This window comes from Ruficoccus amylovorans (assembly GCF_014230085.1).
Taxonomy (GTDB): Bacteria; Verrucomicrobiota; Verrucomicrobiia; order Opitutales; family Cerasicoccaceae; genus Ruficoccus; species Ruficoccus amylovorans.
This window is the reverse complement of record NZ_JACHVB010000020.1, coordinates 196,210-217,427: the sequence shown is the minus strand read 5'-3', so window position 1 is coordinate 217,427 and position 21,218 is coordinate 196,210. Positions and strand designations below refer to the sequence as shown.

Genomic DNA, 21,218 nt, shown 5'->3' with positions numbered 1-21,218 from the left:
GCCGCAAGGCAAATAGAGTAATGCGTTATAAAAGAGAGAGCCTAGTCTTCCTCGCCGTCGTCACCGATGGCCTCGACCGGGCAGCCTTCGAGGGCTTCCATGCACATGTCGATGTCCTCCTGGGACTCGGGTTGCTTATAGACGTAGGAATAACCGCCGTCATCATTACGAGCGAAGAAATCCGGCGCCGTCTCGCGGCACAGATCGCAGTCGATGCATTGCTCATCGACATAGAATTTACCGGAAATGTTCTCGGGCCATTTGTCACCTTTATCAGCCATAAGGGAGCATCCAATAATTCTTTGGACAGGGGGGCGTCAAGTTATGATTTGAATATATATTTGCCAGACGGAAGGTTTTGGGCACTGTTTCGGCTTTTACGGAGCCATCCGCCCAGTTGGCGGGGCCGTCTGGAAGGAATAAATGCTTTACGATAGACCTTACATGCGCGCGGAACCGGCAGGAAAGGCCGTTCCGTATCTGTACTGGTTCCTGGGGGTGCTGGCGGGCGGCTTTGTCCTGCAACACCTGCTCGGGGTGTGGTTCGGGATGGGGCCACTGCTGACTGGTTGGGTGGCCCTCAGCGTCGGTAACGTCCTCTCGTTCAAGGTCTGGACGCTGGCAAGCTACGCGCTGCTTCACGGCGGGTTCTGGCACATCCTGGGCAACGGGCTGGGGATTTTCTTCCTCGGGCGGGCACTGCTGCCGGATGTCGGCCACAAGCGGCTGACCCAGCTCTGCGTGGCCATGATCGTGGCCGGGGGAGTCCTCTGGGCGCTGGTGCACCTGACCTCGCCAGCCAGCCTCCTGATCGGCGCTTCGGCGGCCTCCTTCGGGCTGCTGATACTGTTCTGCCTGATGCACCCGAACCAGCCCATCACGCTGTTGCTGTTTTTTATTCTGCCGGTGACGTTTCAGCCGAAGTGGCTGCTGTGGATCGCCGTTGGGATTAACGGCGGGGGCTTCCTGTTTTATGAGATCCCGCAGTTGTTCGGGCTGGCCCCAATTCTGGACATGGGGCCGGTCGGCTGGTCCGCCCACCTGGGCGGCATGCTGGTGGGCTGGCTGTACTTCCGCTACGGCCTCAACGCCCTGAGCGCGCCCTGGATGCCCCGGCGCAAGATCAGCATCGAACCGCCCGCCTGGGTCCGCAAAAAAAAGGCCGCTGCCGGAAGCCACCGCCCATTCAAGCTCAACCTGAGCAATCGCGCCGCCTTGCGCAAGGAAGTGGACCGCATCCTCGACAAGATCAACCACGAAGGCTTCGCTTCCCTGACCGCTGAGGAACGGGAAATTCTCGATCAGGCCAAGGATCTCTTAAGCAAGTAAGACCCTTTCCGCCAATAGCTTATACCATTCGACTGGGAAATGGCATAACGCCGGATGAGACGGAGAAGCCTGTTCAGGTATACTGTCGGCCTCCCTTCGTTGTTGTAGCTGGACGGTTTTTGTTTTTAACCGCAAAGGGCTTTCAAAAGATAAAAACGTTGTGTGTACCGTGCTTTCTCTGTGTGCGCTGTGGCCACAGTATTATTTAAGACGAAACCGCATTGCGCGTTAGTCGCCCTGGGCGAGGAGATCGGAGAGATCCTTGTCGGCGAAGTAGGTCTCGAAAATCGCGCGGGCGACAGGGGCGGCGGTTTTACCACCGGCGTAGTGGTCGCCGGGGACGAGGCCCTCCATGACCACCGCGACGGCGATTTGCGGATTTTCCGCCGGGGCGAAGCCCAGGAACCAGGCCAGGGTAATCTTGCCACTGGGGCGCTTGACCTGGGCGGTGCCGGTTTTTCCGGCGATCTGCACGCCGTCCACCATGGCAAAACGGGCCGTGCCCTCGGGGCCGGCGGCGGCTTCCATGCCCTCGACGATGGCCCGGTACTGAGCGTCGTCGAGCCCGAGCGGTTCGCCGCCGTGGTTGACGGGCTTTTGCTCGGGGTCGTGCAGGAGTGTCACGCGCGTGTGGGTCTCGCGGCGGGCCAGCGAAGCCGCGAAGGCTGCCATCTGGAGCGGCGTGACGAAGAGGTCGCCCTGGCCGATGGAGACATTGGCCGTGTCGCCCTGAGTCCAGGGGCGTCCGTCGCGCTCCTTGCGCCAGGCGGGGGTGGGAACGATCATGCGGGTGGCCTCGTAGGGAATTTCAATGCCGGTCGGCTCGCCCAGACCGAGGCGCTTGGCTTCGGCGGCGATGTTTTCGATCCCGGCCCGCAGGCCGACTTGGTAAAAGTACACGTTGCTGCTCTTTTGCAGGGCCTTGCGCAGGTCCACTTGGCCGAAACTGGCGTGGCTGTGCTCGGGGAAAAGGCGGTTGCCCACGCGGAAGTGGGTGCCGCATTCGAGGTACTCGTTGGCACCGACCATGCCGTTGCGCAAGGCGGCGATAGCGGTGATCATCTTGAAGGTCGAGCCGGGCGCATAAAGCCCCTGGGTGGCGCGGTTGTAGAGCGCGCCCTGCTCGACGGCCTGATTCCATGCCTCCTGCCGGATGAAGGGGGAGAAGTCGTTCAGATTGTAACCGGGCTTGCTGGCGAGGACAAGGACTTCGCCGGTTTTGATGTCGATGGCGACAGCGGCCCCGGTCTTGTCACTCATGGCTTCCTCGGCCGCCAGTTGCAGGTCGATGTCGAGGCTGGTGATGACGTTCGCGCCCTGCTTGGCGGGGATTTCAACCAGCGGCTTGTCGTACTGGAACTGGAAGCGGTCAACGACCCAGATTTCGCCCCCGCTGGTGCCCTGGAGCTGGTCATCGAAGGCTTTTTCGAGACCGTTTTTGCCCACCTCGCTTTTGTAGTGAAAGGTTTTCAGGTCCTCACCGGGGATAGCGTCTTCCTTGATGCCCTCGGGGTTGGCCACGACGTAGCCGAGCGTGTGGCAGGCGGTGGGGCCGAAGGGATAGTCCCGCGCGGTGTCGGTGTAGATGTCAATGGGGGAACCGAGCGGGAGCTGCTCGATGAGACGGGCGTACTCCTCGGGTTCGAGATCGCCCATGAGCGGGAAGGGCATGAGCAGCTTGCTCCAGTAGTGGCGCTGGAGGTCGCGCAGGGTCACGGTGTCATCGGTGCCAAGGATGGCGTTGATCTGGTCCAGGTAGCGCTGGAGGACGATCCGGCGTGATTCCCAACGTAGTTCCTGCCAGTCGAAGCTAAAGGGCGTGTCGGGGTTCTCCTCGCGGTGTTTCTCGCGTAGGGTGTTGATGAGCTTCGAGTACTCCTTGTCGAACTCTTCGCGCAGCTCGCGCAGGTACACCACGGCGGAGAAGCGCGGCCGGTTGCCGACTAGGATGTTGCCGTGGCGGTCGAGGATGTCACCGCGCGGCCCTGGCTGGATGACACGTCGCATATTTTGCCGCTCCTCCTTGGCCTTCCACTCGCCCTGGAGAATGAGTTGCCGCCAGGCCAGTCCGCCCGCCAACACCATGAACATCAGCCCGAACACCAGAAAGAAGATATTCAGTCGCGAATTCCACAGTTTGAAATGGTCGAACTTCATGTGCTTGGCGGATTCCCGAAAATAGTAAACCTACGACTACTGACTACGACAGGGAAGCGAAAGTTCGAAAAAAAACTCCGGGCTTAGGTAGTTTCAGGGGCTTCCGAGCCGGAACCGCAGATCATGAGCAGCCAGCGCTCCCAACTGAAAAACCACCAGCCGATCAGCGGCAGTGCCAGCGAGGAAAACGCCAGGTCGCTGGCAATGCGGACCCAATAGGCACCGTTGCCCAGCAGGGGTCCGGCCAGGAGCAGGCTTTGCACGAGGATGAGCACGGTATTGACCCCGAGCGCGACCAGAACCAGTTGTCCCAGTCCCGCGCGCGAGAGTCCCCGCTGAAAGGCGTGCAGGAGCGTCACTACGATGGCGAAGATGATCGAATGAAAGCCAAAGGCGACCGGCAGCGGCGCATCGATCAGCCATCCGGTGGCAAAGACCAGCAGCAGCGCCCAGCGCTGGCGCATGCACGCCGCCGGAATGACCAGATAGAGTGCGTTCAGGCTCAGGGTGATCCCGCTCGCGCCGGACACGTCGTTGAGCATTTGCAGCAGCCAGTACAGCAGCGCGTTGCTGCCCATCAGGAGCCAGCCGCGCAGGTCAATTTCCACCTTGGCCCTCCCGGCTGGCGGCGGAAGGCTCGACGGCGAGGGCCGTTCCCTCCTGCTCGATGGGGACGATGATCGCGACTTCGCGCAAGGCCCCCAGATCGGGGTTAAGCTGCACGCGCCCTTGTTGAAAAAAACCATCCGAGCCCGGCGTCAGCTCGACCACCTGGCCGATGGTCAGCCCTTCGGGAAAAATACCGCCCAGCCGCGAGGAAACCAGCCGCAGCGGCTGCGACGGGGAAACCTTGACAGAGGCCGGGACGTTGAGCACTTCGCCCATCGGGTTGCTGAAGGGGGGATTGAGCAGTCCTTGATAAGTGACGGGGCGGTCCTCACCGGCCACATTGGCCGCCATGCGAAACCCGCTGCTGGAGATCAGCTCCACCACGGCGGTGTAGGCGTGGACCTCGCGCACACGGCCCACCACGCCGCCCTTGTAGATGACGGCTGCCCCGACGGGAATGCCGTAGTTGGCCCCTTTGCGGATGACGATCTGCTGCCACCAGGCGGAGAGTTCGCGACGGGCCACGCGGGCCACCTCGTAGCGGAAATCCGGGTGCGAGGGCAGTTCAAGCAGGGCTTCGAGCCGCGAGGCTTCGTCCGAGAGCGTGCGATTCTCCTGAAGCTGCACGGTCAGCCGGGCGTTTTCACGGGCCAGGTCACGCCCGGCCTCGATCATTTCGCGCTTGGACTGGCCGCGCAGGGTCCAGTAGCTCTGCAAATCCTCCACCTGCGACTCGGCGAACATCATCGGAGCCTGAAACTCATAAAAACCGGTCTGGATCCAGCGCTTGAGCATGACCGGCATGACCCACCAGGCCACCAGAAAAACCAGCAGCACCACGAGCGGCTTGAACTGGCTCAGGCGTTTGAGGGCCATTTACACTTCCCGGTACGGCGGACGGCTCAACTGGCGTCCTTGAGCCACCAGGAGAGGTCCTGCAGGACAATGCCCGTGCCGTTGGCCACCGCGCTCAGCGGGTCTTCGGCGATGATGACGGGCAGGCCGGTGGCTTCGCTCAGAAGCTTGTCCAGGTTGCGGATCATGGAGCCGCCTCCGGCCATGACGATGCCCCGGTCCACCAGGTCGGCGGAAAGTTCCGGCGGGCAGCGTTCCAGGGCCGAGCGCACGACCTCGATGATCGAGTTAAAGACGTCGGCCAGGGCCTCGCGGATCTCCTGCGAGGTGATGTGGAGGGTTTTCGGCAGCCCGGCGACGGAGTCGCGCCCCTTGACCTCCATGGTCAGCTCCTCTTCGAGCGGGTAGGCCGAGCCGATGCGCATCTTGATGTCTTCGGCCGAGCGTTCGCCGATCATCAGGTTGTAGGCGCGCTTCATGTAGGCCATGATGGAGTTGTCCATCTCGTCGCCGCCCACGCGCAGGCTGCGGGTAAAGACGACACCGGCCAGAGAAATAATGGCGACTTCGGTCGTGCCCCCGCCGATGTCCACGATCATGTTCGCGGAAGGCTCCTCGATGGGCAGGCCCACGCCGATGGCGGCGGCCATCGGCTCTTCCAGCAGGAGCACTTCGCGGGCTCCGGCGTGGATGGCGGATTCCTTGACCGCGCGGCGCTCGACCTCGGTGATGCCCGAGGGAACGGCCACCACGACGCGTGGCGGGACAAATTTCGTGTTGTGGGCGACCTTCTGGATGAAGTGCCGCAGCATCGCCTCAGTGATCTCGAAGTCGGCGATGACCCCGTCCTTCATCGGGCGCAGGGCGGTGATGTTGCCCGGAGTCCGGCCCAGCATGCGCTTGGCCTCAATGCCAACGGCACGGACTTTTTTCGTGTTGTTGTAGACGGCGACCACGCTGGGCTCGCGCAGGACGATGCCCTTGTCACGGACGAAGACGAGGCAGTTCGCCGTGCCCAAGTCGATACCAATGTCGTTGGATAGGAATCCTAGCACGTCGATATACACACCAGCCCGGGCCGTCTTGTCAAAGGCATTTTATTGGTTGGCAACGTTATGAGGGATTAATGAGGCGGTTTGCGCATCGGATCGGTCGGCGGAGTGTTGCGGGCCAGTGATTGGGCAGGGGAGCGGGTTGGTGGAAAAACGGAGGAACTTGGGCCGTGGGCTTATAAATTAGTGGCAAGAACTCCGAACAACCAGAGGCCGGGGAGGAAATTCAGGACCAGTACGGTCCATGAGAACGGCGCCCAGCGTTCGCGGCGCACGCAGGAAACAATCGCGAAAACGAGGCTGGCCAGATTGAAGATGCCGAATGCGAAGATCATGTATATCGCGATTTCGAGCGTGTGCATGCGCTGTTCCTTGAGCAGATACGAGAGCCCGTGGGCGATCAGCGGTGCCAGCCCCAGCATAATCAGCGACAGGAGTGAGCAGACGGGCGGACGCGGGGCAGGGTAGGAGGTGGCGGGATGTTGCATGATTCGCGGAAAGTAGGAAAGTTGTCTGATTTGGATAGGCGGCTTTAGAATTTCATACCCCATTCCAGCAGAAAGTAAACCAGGGTGAAAACTCCGAGGCAAAGCGGGATACTCAGGTCGGGCAGACGCAGGGTGCGCTCAGGGTGGTGAGTCGTCTTGTTTTTGTCGATGGACTTGGAGGATGTGTTTTTTGTTTTCATGCCCTCTTCTTAACTGGAGTCATGCCAACTTGTGCTCATTGTTCCTTAACTTGCTGTATATAAGGGTTATGCGTTTTATTGTGAAATTAAAGAATTCAGCCATTTGATTCTGGATTGACGTTTGATGCCTGATTCATAGACAAAAAATGTATGGCAGGCACGCTTTTCCCCGGTAAACAGGCTGAACGCGCGCGGGGCTACGCGCAACTGGCCTGGCAAAACCCCTTCGAACCCGAGCGCGAGGAGATCGAAAAATTACTGCTGGGCGAAGCCTACGGGCGGCTCAGCGAGCGGGAGCGCCTGTCGGCGCTTTGGGAAGACCTGGAGCGACTGCTCGGCCAGACGCGTCCGGGCTTCGCCTCGGGCAAGGGGACGCAGGCCGAACGTGAGATTTTTCAGGAAATGGTCTTCGTGCGGATTTACCACCGGTTCATGCCGGAGTTCGACCGTTTGATCGAGCAGGCCCACGAGCGCGGGCACGCCGGGCAGCGGGTCGGGTTTTACGACCGCTTTGTCCGCGAAGTGGAGGAGGGCCTGCCAGGCGGGCTCATCGGGCGTTACGCCGGGATGGGGCTGGAGCGGCTGTTCGCGGTCATGGACCAGATTCGGCGGGCTTTTTTACATATCCATCGCTACATCATCGGCCAGTCTCCCGCCGCCAACCGCCTGCGGGCGCGCATCTGGCAGTCGATTTTTACCCGCGACATGGACCGCTACCAGCGTGTGCTGGCCGACCGCATGGGCGACATCATCACGCTGATTACCGGCCCCTCCGGTTCGGGTAAGGAGTTGGTCGCCCGCGGTATCGGGCTGTCGCGTTACATCCCCTTCGACCCGAACGCACGCGCCTTTACCGAGGACTTCGTCAAAGCCTTTTACCCGATCAACCTCTCGGCCCTTTCACCCACGCTGATCGAGTCCGAGCTTTTCGGGCACCGGCGCGGGGCCTTTACCGGCGCTCTTCAGAACCGTCAGGGGTATTTCGAGACCTGCGGGCCGCACGGGACGGTCTTTCTGGATGAAATCGGGGAAACCGACGTGGCCATTCAGATCAAACTCCTGCGCGTGCTCCAGACGCGACAATTCGTGCCCATCGGCGAGACCGAGCCCAAAGCTTTTACCGGCAAGCTCATGGCCGCCACCAACCGAGACCTGGTGGCGGAAATCCAGGCGGGCCGCTTCCGCGAGGACTTTTACTTCCGGCTCAATGCCGATCGGGTGCAGACTCCCTCGTTACGGGAGATTCTCAACGGCTCCCCCGGCGAACTCGAAACGCTGGTCGCCTTCATCGCCCGGAAAATGGCCGGACCGGAGGAAGGCGAAAAAGTAACGGCCGAAGTCTGCGACTGGATCGGGAAAAAGCTGCCCGTCGATTACGCCTGGCCGGGCAACTTCCGCGAACTGGAACAATGCGTGCGCAACATCACCGTGCACGGCGACTACCAGCCCGAAAACCTCGAAAAGCCGGCCGTCGGAGAGGGGATCGCTGGTCCGTGGAGCCGTGGCGAATTCACTGCCGAGGAACTGCTGGCCCGTTACGTGGCCGAGCAGTACGCCCGCATCCCCAACTATGAGGAACTGGGCCGCCGCCTCAAACTCGACCGCCGCACGGTTAAAAAGTACCTGCAACTGAAAACAGGGAGCTAGGGTACCGTTAGCTTAGTTTCTGATAAAAATATTTTCACCGCAGAGGCGCAAAGACGCAGAGCGAACTCTGTATCCACGAAGTTTTTGTGCTTCTTGTGCCTTTTTGTGGCCATTAACATTTATTAAGAGCTTAGCTAACACGACACTAGGGTACCGTTAGCGCAAGAGCTTGGCTAACACGTCTCTACGGGCTGACCGGGTCGGGGACGTAGGGCGGGGGTGGGTCCACGGGCGGCACGGTTGGGCCGCCGGGGGTGCCCCCGCCGCCCGGCACGCCGCCGGGATTTGAGGTCTGGCTGTTGCTGCCGAATTGTACCCCGCTGACCGGTTCGAGGGCGTTGCCGATGACGTAGATGTCCCCGAAAATGCTGACCTCGTAAATGCGCAGGCCGCTGGGGATTCCGCTGTCGTCGTCACTGGTCTGGCCGAGAAGGCTCAGGGGGGCGGGAGCGTAGGCGTGCGGACCGACCTTGATCGGCATGAGCATGCTCTGGGTGCCAGCGGCGGGCTTGTCAATTTTGACGCCCTGTTCGGGGCTGTTGAAGTTGCGACGGAAGCGGATAATGCACCAGCGCCCCGTTATTTCCTGAAACTCGATGCGGAAGGAGTTCATGCCGCCATCGGAGACGTAGGTCAGGTTGGGCTTGGTGTCGCGGAAAAATTCTTTGGGCAGTCGGGTGATCTTGATCGGGATTTCGTCCGTGGTGTTGTCCGAAACCTGTCCGAGCTGGGCCAGCGCCAGCCATTGCCCGAAGGAGCCGGGGGCTGACGGCAGATAAATTTCGGGACTGGGCCCGGTGCCGGGTGAATAATAGGCGCTTTCGCCGTCGATAATGGTCTCCGGAGACTCGCCAATAATCTGCGCCGGGGGCGCACCGCTGTCGCTTTCGGTTTTGAGGCCCTCCGGGAGCTTGTGGACAAAATAGATTTCGAACAGCCCCGGATCGGAACTGAAGAGCATGGACATGCGGTTGATGTTGCGCTCTTCCATCAGGTCCATGATGACGACGGTTTCGGGCTCCTGCTTGAATTGGCAAATCGTCTCCATGTCGTCGTCGATCATGGCGTTGCTGTAGCGTGGGTCGCCGGAGCTGACGTAGCTCACGCGGCAGCCGCTGTGCAGGGTGGCCCAGTCGTAGCGCATGGGGCGGTACTTCTCGCGCTCCTTGAGGGGGAGGGCGTCGAGTTCCTTCTGGGAAAGGCTGCCGCCGGCGAGGCGCATCTGGGAGATTTTCAAGTCGCCGTAGACCGAGAACGGCCCGATGTCGCCGTGGGCCATGTTGTCGATCACGAGCATGACAAAGCGTGTGTCGAGCGCCCCGAGGTAGAGCGAGACCTTGCCGTCAGAGGAAAAAGGCACGATGGGCGAAGCGGCTTTCCACTGGCCCGAGTTGGGGTCCTGAAGCACGTCCGAGTAAAAGACCTGGGCTCGTCCACGGGCACCGTAGTTCATGAACTCGAACATGTTGATCATCCAGTAGTCGCCCAGGTCGATGACGAATTTGTACGAATCCAGGTACATCGGGTAGCGGGCGTCGGCATCCTTGGTCAGGAGCGAGGCCGGGCTGGTATTGTCGGAGTAGTCCTCCTTGACGGGTTCGAGGTGGCCGGTTTCGTAGGTGTAGAGGCGCGCGCCCATGATCCAGCGGGCCAGGTTCATGGGCTTGTCGAGCAGTTCTTCGCGGTCGATTTCCTCCACCTCGATCATGGCGTAGGAATCCTCTTCGTACTCTTCCTTGGGGCCGATCATGGCGGGAAGGTCCATCACGGAGGGCATGCCGGTGGCCGGGGCGGTGCTGTCCGCCGCGAGGACGGGGGCCGTGGAGACATCCGGAAGGGCGGAGGTCTGGGCCAGGCTAAGAGCCGGCGCGAGCATGATGGCCAGGGCGCTCATGCATCGAAACAGGGAACTTCTGGTGGAAAACTGCATGTGATTGGTGAGGGTTTCCTCTATAATATTCTTTCGGCTTATAAGCAAAACAATTAAGAAAATTCCCGGTGCGCCGAAAATTGTGAAATGGTTGATCAATTTTACAGTCGCCAGCATGCCCGCGCATGCCCTCTGATGGGGAAAACCCTTAGTTATTAGGAACTCCCGGGGGATGCCACACTTTCTGCGCGCCAGTCTGCTGTCAATGGGCCGGATACCTTTCTCAAAAAGCCTCCGGGGTGGTCGTGTGTCCGCGATTTGGCTGTCGCTGTGCTTGCTTGGGCTGGCGGCGATGGTGGGCCGGGCCTACGGGCAAGGGGAGAACCTGCGGGCCGGACCGGTGTATTTCGACCTGTCGGCTCAGTTGGGCTTCGAGTACAACGACAACATCACCGGCTCGACCAATTTCCCGGTTTCGGACTTTATCATCAGCCCCGGGGTGACGCTGGGCAGCCGCTGGCGGGTGAGCGACTATAACACCATCAGCATCAATCTCGGCCTCTTTTATGAGTGGTACACGAACAACCCGGAACTGAGCTCGATCAACAACTTCGTCTCGATTTCGCCGGATACCAAGCTGGCTTTTTCCTTTTTCATCGAAAACTGGGAGATCGAGTTGTTCGACCGGATCTCGTACTCGATTGATCCGACTGACGCGCTCCGTCTGGACGCCAACGGCCAGCTCGTCCCCAACTCCATGCGCTACGGCCGCTTTACCAACATCGCCGGGATCAATGTGGAGGCTGACTACAACGATGTGGTCGTTTTCGGCAGTTTCTCGCGCACGGACATCTTGCCCACGCAGCAGGACTTCAATTTTACCCAAAGCACGACCTACACCTTTTCCGCCGGGCCGCGTTTTCTCATTTCGCCGCAGTTGACGGCGGGCTTCACGGGGGGATTCTCGTACATCGACTATGCCGAAAACGTCAACAACGACGAATGGACTTACTTTCTCGGGCCGATGGTCGTCTGGCAGATGAGCCCGCTGGTCAACGTCCAGGCCAGCATGAACTATACCTTTTACAATGTGCAGCAGACCGGGACGACGGGGGACCTGTCCGAGCCCTCGGGCATTCAGGCCAATATCGTCTTCACGCACCGCCTGAGCGAGCGCTACCAGCATTCCCTCAGTTACACCCGCGTGATCCAGAACGGCTACCTGAGCAACGCCACCACCACGGACACCATCGGCTACGCCGCCTCCTATCAGCTTTCGCAGCGGCTGGTACCAAACTTTTCCATCGTCTATGACTGGGGCGAAGACTCCGGCGGCCCGGCTCCGGAAGTTTTTAGCGGGTACCTGATCAGCTTCGGCTTCGATTACCGTTTCTCCCGCCAGCTCAGCAGCACCTTCGCCTATGTGCGGACGCACCGGACTTCAAACCTGCCCGAACGTACCTTTAATCGTAACCAGGTCATCCTCGATCTGCGCTACGATTTCTAATTTTTGCTTAATTTACGTCCTTTTTACCCGAAGATTAGGTATAATGATTTCCCGTCGAGTCTGACCATGCCACAACTTTTCCTGTTCATATGCGCCCTCCTGATCAGTCAGGCAGCTTTCGGTTTTTCCGGAGCCGCCCCGTTCGACACGGGTGCGAGCGTCAACACGATGGAGCTGCTTGACGACACCACGCCGATCAAGGTCGGCGACAAGCTCAGCTACATGGTGGCTGAGGATCGCGAAGCGGCCAATATCGTGCTGGTGGACGAATCCGGCAAGATCGACGTACCCCTGATCGGCAAGATCGAGGCCTCCGGGCTCACCCCGCGCGAGCTGGCCCAAAAGATCAGCGACGCGCTGGAGGTCGATTACTATTATCAGGCGACCGTACACGTCTCCGAGTACAAGGACCTGAGTAACCGCGGGCAGATATTCCTGCTCGGCCAGGTGGCCCGGCAGGGTGCGATGACCATCCCCCCCGGCGAAGTGCTTACCGTCAGCAAGGCCATTTTGCGTGCGGGCGGCTTTACCCAACAGGCCGACCCGACCCGTGTCAGCCTGATCCGCCAGAGCGGCCCCGGCGACAAGGAGGTCAAAACCGAGATCAACGTGGCCCGTATCCTCGAAACCGGCCGCCTGGAAGACGACCTGATCGTGCAGCCTGACGACTTCATCTTTGTGGCGCAGGCCGGGGACTCCAGCGGCGAATACACCGTCACCGGCGCGGTGCGCGGCCCCGGCATCTACCCGCTGCCGATGGGCACCCAGATCACGCTCAGCCAGGCGATTCTCAAGGCCGGCGGTTTCACCGAGTTCGCCTCCGAAAGTTCGGTCAAGATCATCCGTTACGACGAGAACGGCGAGCGCAAGGAATTTCAGGTTGATGTGGGCGAGATTCTCGAAGACGGTCTGCGCGACAACGACATCCTGCTTCAGCCGGATGACCGCGTGATCGTGCCCGAGGCTTGGGTCAAGTTCTAGGCGGCAGGGAATAAAAACGAACGAATACGGTCTGACTATCCAGCGACAACGACATGGCGGAATTTGGCACACAGCAATCTGAGGGCGACTTTGACTGGTCGGAAATGCTCCACTCCTGGTTTTTCAAGGGGCGGATCGCATTTCAGCGCATGTGGTGGGTGTTTCTCCTGACCGTCGGCCTCGGGGTCTCGTTCCAGGCTTACAAGGGCTGGCAGCAGAAACCCGTCTATCAGTCCCGGGCCAAGATGATCGTGGACGGCCAGATCGTGCTCACCGACAAGTCCGCCGCCCAGTACAGCGAGGTTTACGCGAACTTTTACGGCACCCAGGTGCAGTTGATGACGAGCAGCCTCGTGCGCCAGAAGGCCGCCGACCGCGTGCGCGCGCTGCACCCGGAATACCTTCCCTGTCAGGTCACCCTCAACGTCACCCAATCCAAGGACGCCAACATCTTTAATCTCTCCGCCTGGGGCGCGGAGCAGAACTACACCCAGGCCTACCTCGACGCGGTCATGGAGGAATACCTCAACTTCAAGCGCGACCGCCGCGAGAGCAAGGCCAAGGACACGGTTTACTCGCTTCAGGAGAACCTGCTTGAGTACCAGCGCCAGATCGAGGAACTCGAACAGCAGAAGCTTGATTTCCAGAAAAAGAACAACATCATTTTCGTGCAGGAACAGGGCAATACCGCCGGCGCGCAACTTGCCTCCCTGAAGGACCAGCAGGCCCAACTCAAGACCCAGCTCCGCCTGCTCGAAGAGATCGACCTGGACCGTTTCGTCGATCAGGGGTTGCCCCCTGGTGACGAGCAGGCGCTGGTCGAGTCCGTCCTGACCGAGACCGATACCGAGTACGGGCAGGCCCGCCGCAACCTTGAGCGCCTCCGGGCCGAGATGGATGAGTTCTCCATCTACATGAAGCCGAAGCACCCGAAGATCATCGACCTCAAGCGGGAAATCGAGCGTCAGGAAAACCTTTTAAAAATCATCCGCCGCCAGACTCTTAATCAGGTGGTTAACAAGAAGAAGATCCTCGCTGGCGAACTGGCGAACCTCAACGTCGTCATTCAGGAGTCCGAGCAGAAGGCCCTCAAGTACAGCACGCTCAACGCCGAGTTTGACCGCATCAAATCGCGGCTGGCCAGCTACAGCGCCCGGCACGACTCGTACCTGAAAATGATGGAGTCGCTCCACCAGAGCGAGAACATCCATCAGGAACCTGTCACCATCCTTGAGCCCGCGACGACCCCGACCACGATCCCGGTTAACATGTTCAAGCAGGTGACCTCGGGCGGTCTGGTCGGCCTGGCCCTGGGCGTCGGTATCCTTTTCGCCTTCGCCATGACGGATAACCGTCTGACCTCGGTTGAGGACGTGACCCAGCGTTTCCACGCTCCGGTCCTTGGGATTATCCCACTGCAAAAACAGCGTCAGGGTGAAGTCACGCTGCTCCAGCCCAATGACGACCGGCTCATGTTCGCGGAGTCCTGCCGTAACATCCGCTCCTCGCTCCTGTTCATGGACCGCCAGGGACCGCGCCCGCAGACGATTCTGGTCACCAGCTCGATCCCGGCCGAGGGCAAGTCCACGCTCTCGTCAAATCTCGCCATCACGCTCGCCTTTGCCTCGTCCAAGACACTCATCATCGACGCCGACCTGCGCCGCGGCAAGGCCCACCGCGCCTTTGGCCTGAACGCCAATGTCGGCCTCTCGGAACTGCTCAACGACACGGAGCTCAAGCCCGAGGACGTTATCCAGCAGACCTCCTATGAAGGGCTCGACCTGATTGCCACCGGGGAGTACCCCGAGCGCCCGGGCGAACTGCTCATGAGCACGCGCTTCGACCAGATCATGGACGAACTGAAAAAGCGCTACGACTACATCATCCTGGACTGCCCGCCCGTGCTTGCCACGGACGACACGCCCTCGCTCGCCACCAAGGCCGATGCCGTGTTGTTCATCATCCGCTCGACCTACACCCGCACGCGCCAGATCAAGTCCGCCGTGGACACGCTGGAGCTGCGCGGCACCAAGATCCGGGGCTTTGTCCTGAACTTCGTCGATAACCGCGAGCCCAATCACTACTACTACAAGTACTACGATTACTACTCCTACCGCTCCTACGCCCCCAAGGCCGGGAACCATGAGAAGGATAAGAAGGGCCATCCCAAACACGCGGAAAAGATCCCCTCAGGTGAGGAGCACAAGACTCCGGTCAGCGGCAAAAAAGAAACCGTCGTGGCCGAGTTGGTGGACAAATCAGCCCCGGCCAACCCGGAGCAGAAGCCTGACGACAACACGGATACAGACAAGACAGATAAAACCGTCTGAATCCGTGTCAGTGGAGCGAATGCGTGTTCATTGCGACATCGATCCCGAGGCCAGTAAAGAGCGCGAGAAGATGCAGGCCTCCAGCCCCAAGGCAATCACTTCACCTGTAAAAGACGACCGAGCATCAAGTGACCGGGCGCAGGCTGGCGCCCTCAATAAAGGCGGGCGGAATCAAAATCTGCCGCGGGACTTCGGGCAGGCCATATTCGTGGTGCTGGAGATGCGCGGCCAATAAATCCACGGCTGCGGCGGCGACTTCCGGGCGACGGTGATCCATCCCTGCCAGCCCCTGCATGGCCGGCAGCCAGTCATGCACGAGCAGTCCGATGTCTTTGGGCAGGTTTAGCCCGAGGTTTTGCAGCCAGTGCACGACCGGTTCATGCACGCTGATGAGTACGTCCGGTCGGTGCTTGCGCATCCAAGCTTCGAAGCTCAAGCGGTTCTGTTCCTGCTCGGGAGAGGACAGCAGCAGCATGGGCAGGCGGCGAGAGACGGGCAGGGATTGCTGGTGGTGGAGCAGGGCACCTGAATAAGTGTGACCGGCACGTTGGTCCGCCCAGGGCGTTATCGCCATACCAATCCGGCGATAACCGCGGCTTTCCAGTTGGACGAAAATATCGAGCATGCCTTGTGTGACATTCGTGCTCGCGCGGTGCAGGGAAGGCCCGTCCAGCCCAAAGCCAAATGTCACCGTGGCCAGTTCCGAGTAGTCAAGCTCCGTGCTCGTGCGAGCCAAGGCGTTGACGGAGAGCAGCACGCCACGGATGCCCCGCGTGCGCAGGATATCCCTCAGCCGCCGGGCGCTGACTCCGCCCGGCCCGAGCCGAAAAGAATCCACCCGATAGCCGTGCCCGTCGGCGCGTGCGCGGATGTGCTCCAGTGAGACGTAGTTGTGGATGTCGGTGGCCGCCGCCGGATGGTCATAGACATGGGCGAGCGTGGCACGTTGGCCGGTCAGTCGTCTGCGTCGCACATGCTCCATCAACTGCGTCACATGCGGATCGGGTCTGTAGCCCAGGCGTTCGGCTGCCTGGAGGACACGTTGCCGTGTGTCGGGGCTAACCTGTGGTGATTTTCGCAATACACGCGATACCGTCATGGCGGAAACACCGGCTTCGTCGGCGATTTGCTTCAGGCTGATTGGGGGAGATTCCGGCATGCTTCTGTTATCATAACATGCAATAGGCTTTGTCCCGTCAACGTCGGAGTCGTTATCTGTCAGTGTTTTCACAATGTTGGCTTTGCCTTACCTCTGAAAATTTATGAGTTCCGTATTCAGCCCTGAACTGTCGGCTAAAATAACCCGCACCGGCATTGTCGCCGTGATCGTGCTCGAAAGCGAAAATCACGTCGCCCCGCTGGCTGATGCCTTGCGTGAAGGCGGAGTGAATGCGGTGGAACTGGCCCTGCGTACGCCCCGATCCCTGGAAGCGCTTCGGGTGCTTCGCCGTCACGCGCCCGAGATGCTGGTCGGTGCCGGAACTGTCCTGCTCCCCGAACAGGTCGCCCGGGTGCGCGAAGCCGGAGCGGACTTTGCCGTTGCTCCGGGGACAAACCGCCGTGTGCTAGAAGCCGCCGCCGGGGTTGATTTACCTTTCGGGCCGGGCATTGTCACGCCGAGCGACATCGAGGCGGCGCTGGAGTTTGGCTGCAACGTGCTGAAGTTTTTCCCCGCCGAGCCTTCGGGTGGCCTGAAGTACCTGCGCAACATGATTGCACCGTACCAGCATTTGGGGCTGCGATACATACCGCTCGGAGGCTTGGCGGCGGACAATATTTCCCCCTACGCTGCCGACCCGAATGTGCTCGCCATCGGGGGCTCGTGGATAGCGCCGAAGGTCCTGATCGAGGCGGAAGACTGGACCGAAATCACCGCTCGTGCCCGGGTAGCCGTAGATACCGTTAAACAGAATCGCCAATCATAATGAAGACCGTTGTTTGTTTTGGAGAAATCATGGGGCGTCTGGCCCCGGAGCAGTTTTACCGTTTCAGCCAGGCCTGTCCGGGTAAGCTGGACCTGACCTTCGCCGGAGCCGAGGCCAATGTGGCGGCGTCCATCAGCCTGCTGGGCGGCAGGAGCGCCTTTGTGTCGGCCCTGCCGAGGCACGCGATCGCCGATGCCTGCCTGCGCACCTTGCGCGGACTCGGAGTGGGCGTGGAACATGTCTTGCGCACCGACGAGGGGCGGCTGGGGCTGTACTTCGTCGAGACCGGGGCGAACCAGCGTCCAAGCAACGTCATTTACGATCGGGGGTATTCATCGGTCTCGCTCACACCCGGTTCGAGCTATGCGTGGGAAGATATTTTAACGGGCGCGGGCTGGCTGCACATTTCCGGCATCACCCCGGCACTCTCGGCCCAGGCGGCGGAGGCGGCCCGCTTTGCCGCGCAGCAGGCCAGCTCCGCCGGACTTACCGTGTCGTGTGATTTGAACTTCCGTAAGAAGCTCTGGCAGTGGGAGCCGGGTTGCCCGGCCCGTGAGTTGGCAGAGAAAACCATGCGCTCGATCCTGCCTTATGTGGACGTGCTCATCGGCAACGAGGAAGACGCTGCCAATGTGCTTTGTATCCATGCCGCGGATACAGATGTCGAGTCTGGCGAAGTCGCCGCCGACAAGTACCCGCAAGTCGCCGCCGCCATAGCCGCCGAATTCACGAATATCAAGAAAATCGCCATCACCCTCCGCGAAAGCATCTCCGCCAGCCATAACAACTGGGGCGCGATGCTCTACGATACCGCGAGCCAGCGGGCCAGTTTTTCCCCTGTCAGGGATGGAGCTTACCGTCCTTACGAGATCCGCGACATCGTGGACCGCGTGGGTGGGGGAGACTCTTTCGCCGCCGGTCTGGTCTATGCCTTGCATTCGGGTGACTTCCCCGAGGACGCCGATGCCATCGCCTTTGCCGTAGCCGCGTCTTGCCTGGCCCATTCAATCAAGGGAGATTTTAATTACACCACTCGGTCCGAAGTTGAAGCTCTGATGAAAGGCAATGGATCGGGCCGTGTCGTCCGCTAGTGTCGTGTTAGCCAAGTTCTTAACAAATGTTAATGGCCACAAAAAGGCACATGAAGCACAAAAAACTTCGTGGATACAGAGGTCACTCTGCGTCTTTGCGCCTCTGCGGTGAAAATATTTTTATCAGGAACTAAGCTAACGGGACACCAGCAGCTCCTTTCATTTCGTGTATTTGCCATCCCTGAAAACTTCCTCCATCATCCCGCTGAACAGAGCTGGAGACTAATAACCAAGTCCTAACCCTCCGAGATAAATCCCACCTATGATCCGTACTCTTGTTCCCATTGCCCTAATGCTCGTTGCCACCCATATTTCTTCAGGTCAGCAGGATGATCCGCCACAATTTCTCGGAGCACCGGATGCCTCGCGGGCGGTAAACAACCGGGCCGTGACAATGGTTTCCAGTTTGGCTGTCACGCCGGGCGGGCGGCTCTGGGCCACCTGGTACGCGGGAGTGACTCCGGCTGAGGATGATAATAATTATGTCGTGCTTGCGACCAGCGGTGATGACGGTGCCACCTGGAAGGAAGTCCTTGTGGCTGATCCGGACGCCGAAGGCCCGGTGCGCGCCTTTGATCCGGAGATCTGGCTCGCCCCCGACGGCAACCTTTACTGGATATGGGCGCAGACCCTCGGGCACAATGGTGCGATCAGCGGCGTGTGGGCGCTGAAAATCACCAACCCCGAAGATCCCGAGCCCTCGTACGAACAGCCCGTCCGCTGGACAGACGGGGTCATGATGTGTAAGCCGCTCGTGCTTTCGACCGGCGAGTGGGTGCTGCCAGTTTCCACCTGGCGCACGCAGGACGACAGCGCGCGCATGGTTGTCTCGACCGACGGGGGCAAGACCTGGTCTGTACGCGGTGCGTGCAACGTGCCCAAGGATGTTCGCTCATTTGATGAGCACATGTTTGTCGAGCGCGAGGATGGCAGCCTCTGGCTGCTCGCCCGGACAAAGTACGGGATGGGCGAAAGCATCTCGACGGATCGCGGTGAGACCTGGCCGGAGCTGACCCCCTCCGCCATCGCTCACACCTCTTCGCGCTTCTTTATCCACCGGCTTGACTCCGGAAATCTCCTGCTGGTCAAACACGGCCCGATCAGTGAAAAGACCGGTCGCTCGCACCTCATGGCCTTCATCTCCACCGATGACGGCCGCACCTGGTCAGACGGGCTCCTGCTCGACGAGCGCGAGACCATTTCTTATCCGGACGGACAGCAGGGGCCGGACGGCACGATCACCATCACCTACGACTTCAGCCGCACCGGGGAGCGTGAAATTCTCTTAGCCTCATTCCGTGAAGAAGACGCGATGGCTGGTGAAAATGTCAGCGGTGAGGTCAAGCTGCGCCAGCTCATCAGCAAGGGCAGCGGTGGCCAGCCGAAGAAACCTGCTCCTGGCGAACAGCCTTCCTCCAACGCCGGAGGCGCGGCCTTGATAAAAGCTCCGGCGGGTACGTTTGCACTGGGCGGCCTTGAAACGGCGGAATGTGCCCCGGGGATAAAGATATTTACCGACCGCGCGTATCCAATGATGGATACACCCGACGCGCTTCGGGGGTTTCAGCTTGTTCGCGTGCCACTGGGGGGACGCAAGGAGCTCGTCTGCGAGCAGGCCGGCATGCTTTACTTTCTGACTCCGCGGCCGAACCGAAACAAAGACAGCCAGAGTGCCACGCTGGAGGCGCAGGGCTTTAAGGCCGTCGCCTTGCCGGAGTTCCAGCTTTTTGGTCCGAAGTTGGCCCAGAACTACTGCACGCTCTACCAGAAACACTGCGAGGCAGGAGAAAAAATCAACATCGGCGCGTGGGCCGTCCCGCTCTTTCTGGCCGAATAAGTCTGCCGGATATTACCCCAACCCCTGAACTATCCCATTATGCCAAGCGTATTCAGCCGTCTCGGTAAAATCCTCCTGTCTGTCGGCCCCGGCATCTTCGCCATCGGTTATACGCTCGGGACCGGTAGCGTAACCTCGATGGCCAAAGCGGGTAGCCAGTTCGGCATGGAACTGCTCTGGGTGCTCGCGTTGAGCTGCATCTTTTCCGGAATATTGATGGAGGCTGCCGGTCGCTATGCCCTTGTGACGGGAGAGACTGCCGCCTACGGGTGCAAAAAACACCTACCCGGCGGCAAGTGGCTGGCCATCCTGATGGTTATCGGTGTGGTGACCGGGCAGTGGTTCTGCCTCTCGGGACTGGTTGGGCTCTCATCGAGTGCCGTGTATGAGGGCGCGCGCCTGTTCATGCCGGGGCTGGGGGATGAGTTTTACTGGCCGGTGCTGGGAATAGCAGCTGCGGTCATGCTCGTGATGTACGGCCTGCTCTGGCATGGCGGGTATGGTTTTTTTGAAAAAATCCTGGTACTCTTCGTCGCGCTGCTTGGGCTGTCTTTCCTGCTGTCAATGTTTGTGGTGCTGCCGCCGGCGGAGGAGTTCGTTGGCGGGCTGATTCCGAGCGTGCCGCAGGTGCCGGGGGCCACGCTGATGATTGCCGCCTTCGTCGGTACGACCATGGCGGCACCGACTTTCGTCGTGCGCCCGTTGTTGGTCAAGGCGAAGGGGTGGACGCAAAAAGACCTCTCGCATCAGCGGCTGGACGCCATTACCGGGGTGACTCTGATGTTCGTGCTCAGCGGCTCGATCATGGCCTGCGCGGCGGGCGCGCTGCACAGTCGTGGGCTGGAGATAAACAACGTGCTCGACATGGTACGCACGCTGGAGCCGATTGCCGGACGCTTTGCCGTGGCGCTCTTTTTGCTGGGTACGTTGAGCGCCGGGCTCTCCTCGATTTTTCCGATCTGCATGGTCGCTCCGCTGCTAATCAGCGATTACCGGAACGGAAGCTTCGACAGCCGCAGTCCGATGTTTCGCACGCTGTGCGCGGTGGCTTGCCTGCTGGGATTGACAGTACCGATTCTCGGTGCGAACCCGATTGTTGCCCAAATACTCACCCAGATCGCGCAGGTCTTCATACTGCCACTGGTCATCGTCATCTTCGCGGCGCTCGTGAATAAACAATCCCTCATGGGACGTCACCGGGCCGGATGGTTGCTTAATACCGGGCTGGCGGTGGCTTTCGCCTTCGCTCTGATCATTTCCTACATCGCGGCTATCAGCTTGCTGGACCTGGTTGGTTCGTCCGCGCAGTAGCGGGACCGTTCAATGGGGGCAGCCAGGCA

At 60.2% G+C, this 21,218-nt stretch carries 18 protein-coding genes; 9 read left to right on the top strand and 9 right to left on the bottom strand.

The window, feature by feature from the left end; all coding sequences use genetic code 11:
* Positions 1-41: 41 nt before the first annotated feature.
* Positions 42-281, bottom strand: a complete 240-nt coding sequence (locus H5P28_RS07390) for a ferredoxin (protein ID WP_185675066.1) — start codon at positions 279-281, stop codon at positions 42-44.
* Between the two features lie 163 nt (positions 282-444).
* On the opposite strand from H5P28_RS07390, the gene H5P28_RS07385 reads away from it, so the two are divergent.
* Positions 445-1,329, top strand: a complete 885-nt coding sequence (locus tag H5P28_RS07385) for a rhomboid family intramembrane serine protease (protein ID WP_185675065.1) — start codon at positions 445-447, stop codon at positions 1,327-1,329.
* A 228-nt stretch (positions 1,330-1,557) separates the two neighbouring features.
* On the opposite strand, the gene H5P28_RS07380 is transcribed toward H5P28_RS07385, so the two are convergent.
* The 6 genes from H5P28_RS07380 to H5P28_RS07355 form a co-directional block, all read right to left on the bottom strand.
* Positions 1,558-3,486 carry a peptidoglycan D,D-transpeptidase FtsI family protein gene (locus tag H5P28_RS07380; RefSeq protein ID WP_185675064.1) on the bottom strand — a complete coding sequence of 643 codons (1,929 nt, stop codon included), beginning with the start codon at positions 3,484-3,486 and terminating at the stop codon, positions 1,558-1,560.
* Between the two features lie 83 nt (positions 3,487-3,569).
* Positions 3,570-4,094, bottom strand: a complete 525-nt coding sequence (locus tag H5P28_RS07375; RefSeq protein WP_185675063.1) for a hypothetical protein — start codon at positions 4,092-4,094, stop codon at positions 3,570-3,572.
* Positions 4,084-4,971 carry a rod shape-determining protein MreC gene (gene mreC, locus H5P28_RS07370; RefSeq protein ID WP_185675062.1) on the bottom strand — a complete coding sequence of 296 codons (888 nt, stop codon included), beginning with the start codon at positions 4,969-4,971 and terminating at the stop codon, positions 4,084-4,086. Before mreC ends, H5P28_RS07375 begins: the two co-directional genes overlap by 11 nt.
* A 26-nt stretch (positions 4,972-4,997) precedes the next feature.
* Positions 4,998-6,005: a rod shape-determining protein gene (locus H5P28_RS07365; protein WP_185675061.1), complete on the bottom strand. Its 1,008-nt coding sequence runs from the start codon at positions 6,003-6,005 to the stop codon at positions 4,998-5,000.
* Between the two features lie 173 nt (positions 6,006-6,178).
* A complete protein-coding gene (locus H5P28_RS07360; protein WP_185675060.1) occupies positions 6,179-6,490 on the bottom strand; it encodes a hypothetical protein in 312 nt (103 codons plus the stop codon).
* 44 nt (positions 6,491-6,534) lie between these two features.
* Entirely contained in the window at positions 6,535-6,690 is a 156-nt protein-coding gene (locus H5P28_RS07355) for a hypothetical protein (RefSeq protein WP_185675059.1), read from the bottom strand.
* A 150-nt stretch (positions 6,691-6,840) separates the two neighbouring features.
* Here H5P28_RS07355 and H5P28_RS07350 point away from each other — a divergent pair, with 150 nt between their 5' ends.
* Positions 6,841-8,337 (top strand): sigma-54-dependent transcriptional regulator, encoded by a 1,497-nt coding sequence (locus H5P28_RS07350; protein WP_185675058.1) that lies wholly within the window; start codon positions 6,841-6,843, stop codon positions 8,335-8,337.
* A 184-nt stretch (positions 8,338-8,521) separates the two neighbouring features.
* Here H5P28_RS07350 and H5P28_RS07345 read toward each other — a convergent pair whose 3' ends face one another.
* The gene (locus H5P28_RS07345) at positions 8,522-10,231 is read right to left on the bottom strand and encodes a hypothetical protein (protein ID WP_185675057.1); all 1,710 of its coding nucleotides are present in this window, start codon (positions 10,229-10,231) and stop codon (positions 8,522-8,524) included.
* 208 nt (positions 10,232-10,439) lie between these two features.
* On the opposite strand from H5P28_RS07345, the gene H5P28_RS07340 reads away from it, so the two are divergent.
* The 3 genes from H5P28_RS07340 (at position 10,440) to H5P28_RS07330 (ending at position 15,025) form a co-directional block, all read left to right on the top strand.
* Positions 10,440-11,714 carry a porin family protein gene (locus tag H5P28_RS07340; RefSeq protein ID WP_185675056.1) on the top strand — a complete coding sequence of 425 codons (1,275 nt, stop codon included), beginning with the start codon at positions 10,440-10,442 and terminating at the stop codon, positions 11,712-11,714.
* 66 nt (positions 11,715-11,780) lie between these two features.
* Positions 11,781-12,695: an SLBB domain-containing protein gene (locus H5P28_RS07335; RefSeq protein WP_185675055.1), complete on the top strand. Its 915-nt coding sequence runs from the start codon at positions 11,781-11,783 to the stop codon at positions 12,693-12,695.
* 53 nt (positions 12,696-12,748) lie between these two features.
* Positions 12,749-15,025, top strand: a complete 2,277-nt coding sequence (locus H5P28_RS07330; protein ID WP_185675054.1) for a GumC family protein — start codon at positions 12,749-12,751, stop codon at positions 15,023-15,025.
* 124 nt (positions 15,026-15,149) lie between these two features.
* Here the strand turns inward: H5P28_RS07330 and H5P28_RS07325 are convergent, their stop codons facing one another.
* Positions 15,150-16,184: a LacI family DNA-binding transcriptional regulator gene (locus H5P28_RS07325; RefSeq protein ID WP_185675053.1), complete on the bottom strand. Its 1,035-nt coding sequence runs from the start codon at positions 16,182-16,184 to the stop codon at positions 15,150-15,152.
* Positions 16,185-16,287: 103 nt separating this feature from the next.
* Here H5P28_RS07325 and eda point away from each other — a divergent pair, with 103 nt between their 5' ends.
* From eda to H5P28_RS07305, 4 genes are all read left to right on the top strand, one after another.
* Positions 16,288-16,950, top strand: coding sequence for a bifunctional 4-hydroxy-2-oxoglutarate aldolase/2-dehydro-3-deoxy-phosphogluconate aldolase (eda, locus tag H5P28_RS07320; RefSeq protein ID WP_185675052.1), 663 nt, complete (start codon positions 16,288-16,290; stop codon positions 16,948-16,950).
* Positions 16,950-18,041 carry a sugar kinase gene (locus tag H5P28_RS07315; RefSeq protein ID WP_185675051.1) on the top strand — a complete coding sequence of 364 codons (1,092 nt, stop codon included), beginning with the start codon at positions 16,950-16,952 and terminating at the stop codon, positions 18,039-18,041. Before eda ends, H5P28_RS07315 begins: the two co-directional genes overlap by 1 nt.
* A gap of 262 nt (positions 18,042-18,303) precedes the next feature.
* A complete protein-coding gene (locus H5P28_RS07310) occupies positions 18,304-19,878 on the top strand; it encodes a sialidase family protein (protein ID WP_185675050.1) in 1,575 nt (524 codons plus the stop codon).
* A 39-nt stretch (positions 19,879-19,917) separates the two neighbouring features.
* Entirely contained in the window at positions 19,918-21,189 is a 1,272-nt protein-coding gene (locus tag H5P28_RS07305) for an Nramp family divalent metal transporter (RefSeq protein ID WP_185675049.1), read from the top strand.
* The last annotated feature ends 29 nt before the right edge of the window (positions 21,190-21,218 follow it).

What these genes read in the sequence shown, in the direction of transcription:
- H5P28_RS07310 (WP_185675050.1), top strand. Translation starts at nt 18,304, where the DNA reads ATGATCCGTACTCTTGTTCCCATTGCCCTAATGCTCGTTGCCACCCAT.
- H5P28_RS07360 (WP_185675060.1), bottom strand. Translation starts at nt 6,490, where the DNA reads ATGCAACATCCCGCCACCTCCTACCCTGCCCCGCGTCCGCCCGTCTGC.
- H5P28_RS07385 (WP_185675065.1), top strand. Translation starts at nt 445, where the DNA reads ATGCGCGCGGAACCGGCAGGAAAGGCCGTTCCGTATCTGTACTGGTTC.
- H5P28_RS07335 (WP_185675055.1), top strand. Translation starts at nt 11,781, where the DNA reads ATGCCACAACTTTTCCTGTTCATATGCGCCCTCCTGATCAGTCAGGCA.
- H5P28_RS07345 (WP_185675057.1), bottom strand. Translation starts at nt 10,231, where the DNA reads ATGAGCGCCCTGGCCATCATGCTCGCGCCGGCTCTTAGCCTGGCCCAG.
- H5P28_RS07340 (WP_185675056.1), top strand. Translation starts at nt 10,440, where the DNA reads ATGCCACACTTTCTGCGCGCCAGTCTGCTGTCAATGGGCCGGATACCT.
- H5P28_RS07305 (WP_185675049.1), top strand. Translation starts at nt 19,918, where the DNA reads ATGCCAAGCGTATTCAGCCGTCTCGGTAAAATCCTCCTGTCTGTCGGC.
- H5P28_RS07355 (WP_185675059.1), bottom strand. Translation starts at nt 6,690, where the DNA reads ATGAAAACAAAAAACACATCCTCCAAGTCCATCGACAAAAACAAGACG.
- eda (WP_185675052.1), top strand. Translation starts at nt 16,288, where the DNA reads ATGAGTTCCGTATTCAGCCCTGAACTGTCGGCTAAAATAACCCGCACC.
- H5P28_RS07380 (WP_185675064.1), bottom strand. Translation starts at nt 3,486, where the DNA reads ATGAAGTTCGACCATTTCAAACTGTGGAATTCGCGACTGAATATCTTC.
- H5P28_RS07325 (WP_185675053.1), bottom strand. Translation starts at nt 16,184, where the DNA reads ATGCCGGAATCTCCCCCAATCAGCCTGAAGCAAATCGCCGACGAAGCC.
- H5P28_RS07315 (WP_185675051.1), top strand. Translation starts at nt 16,950, where the DNA reads ATGAAGACCGTTGTTTGTTTTGGAGAAATCATGGGGCGTCTGGCCCCG.
- mreC (WP_185675062.1), bottom strand. Translation starts at nt 4,971, where the DNA reads ATGGCCCTCAAACGCCTGAGCCAGTTCAAGCCGCTCGTGGTGCTGCTG.
- H5P28_RS07390 (WP_185675066.1), bottom strand. Translation starts at nt 281, where the DNA reads ATGGCTGATAAAGGTGACAAATGGCCCGAGAACATTTCCGGTAAATTC.
- H5P28_RS07330 (WP_185675054.1), top strand. Translation starts at nt 12,749, where the DNA reads ATGGCGGAATTTGGCACACAGCAATCTGAGGGCGACTTTGACTGGTCG.
- H5P28_RS07350 (WP_185675058.1), top strand. Translation starts at nt 6,841, where the DNA reads ATGGCAGGCACGCTTTTCCCCGGTAAACAGGCTGAACGCGCGCGGGGC.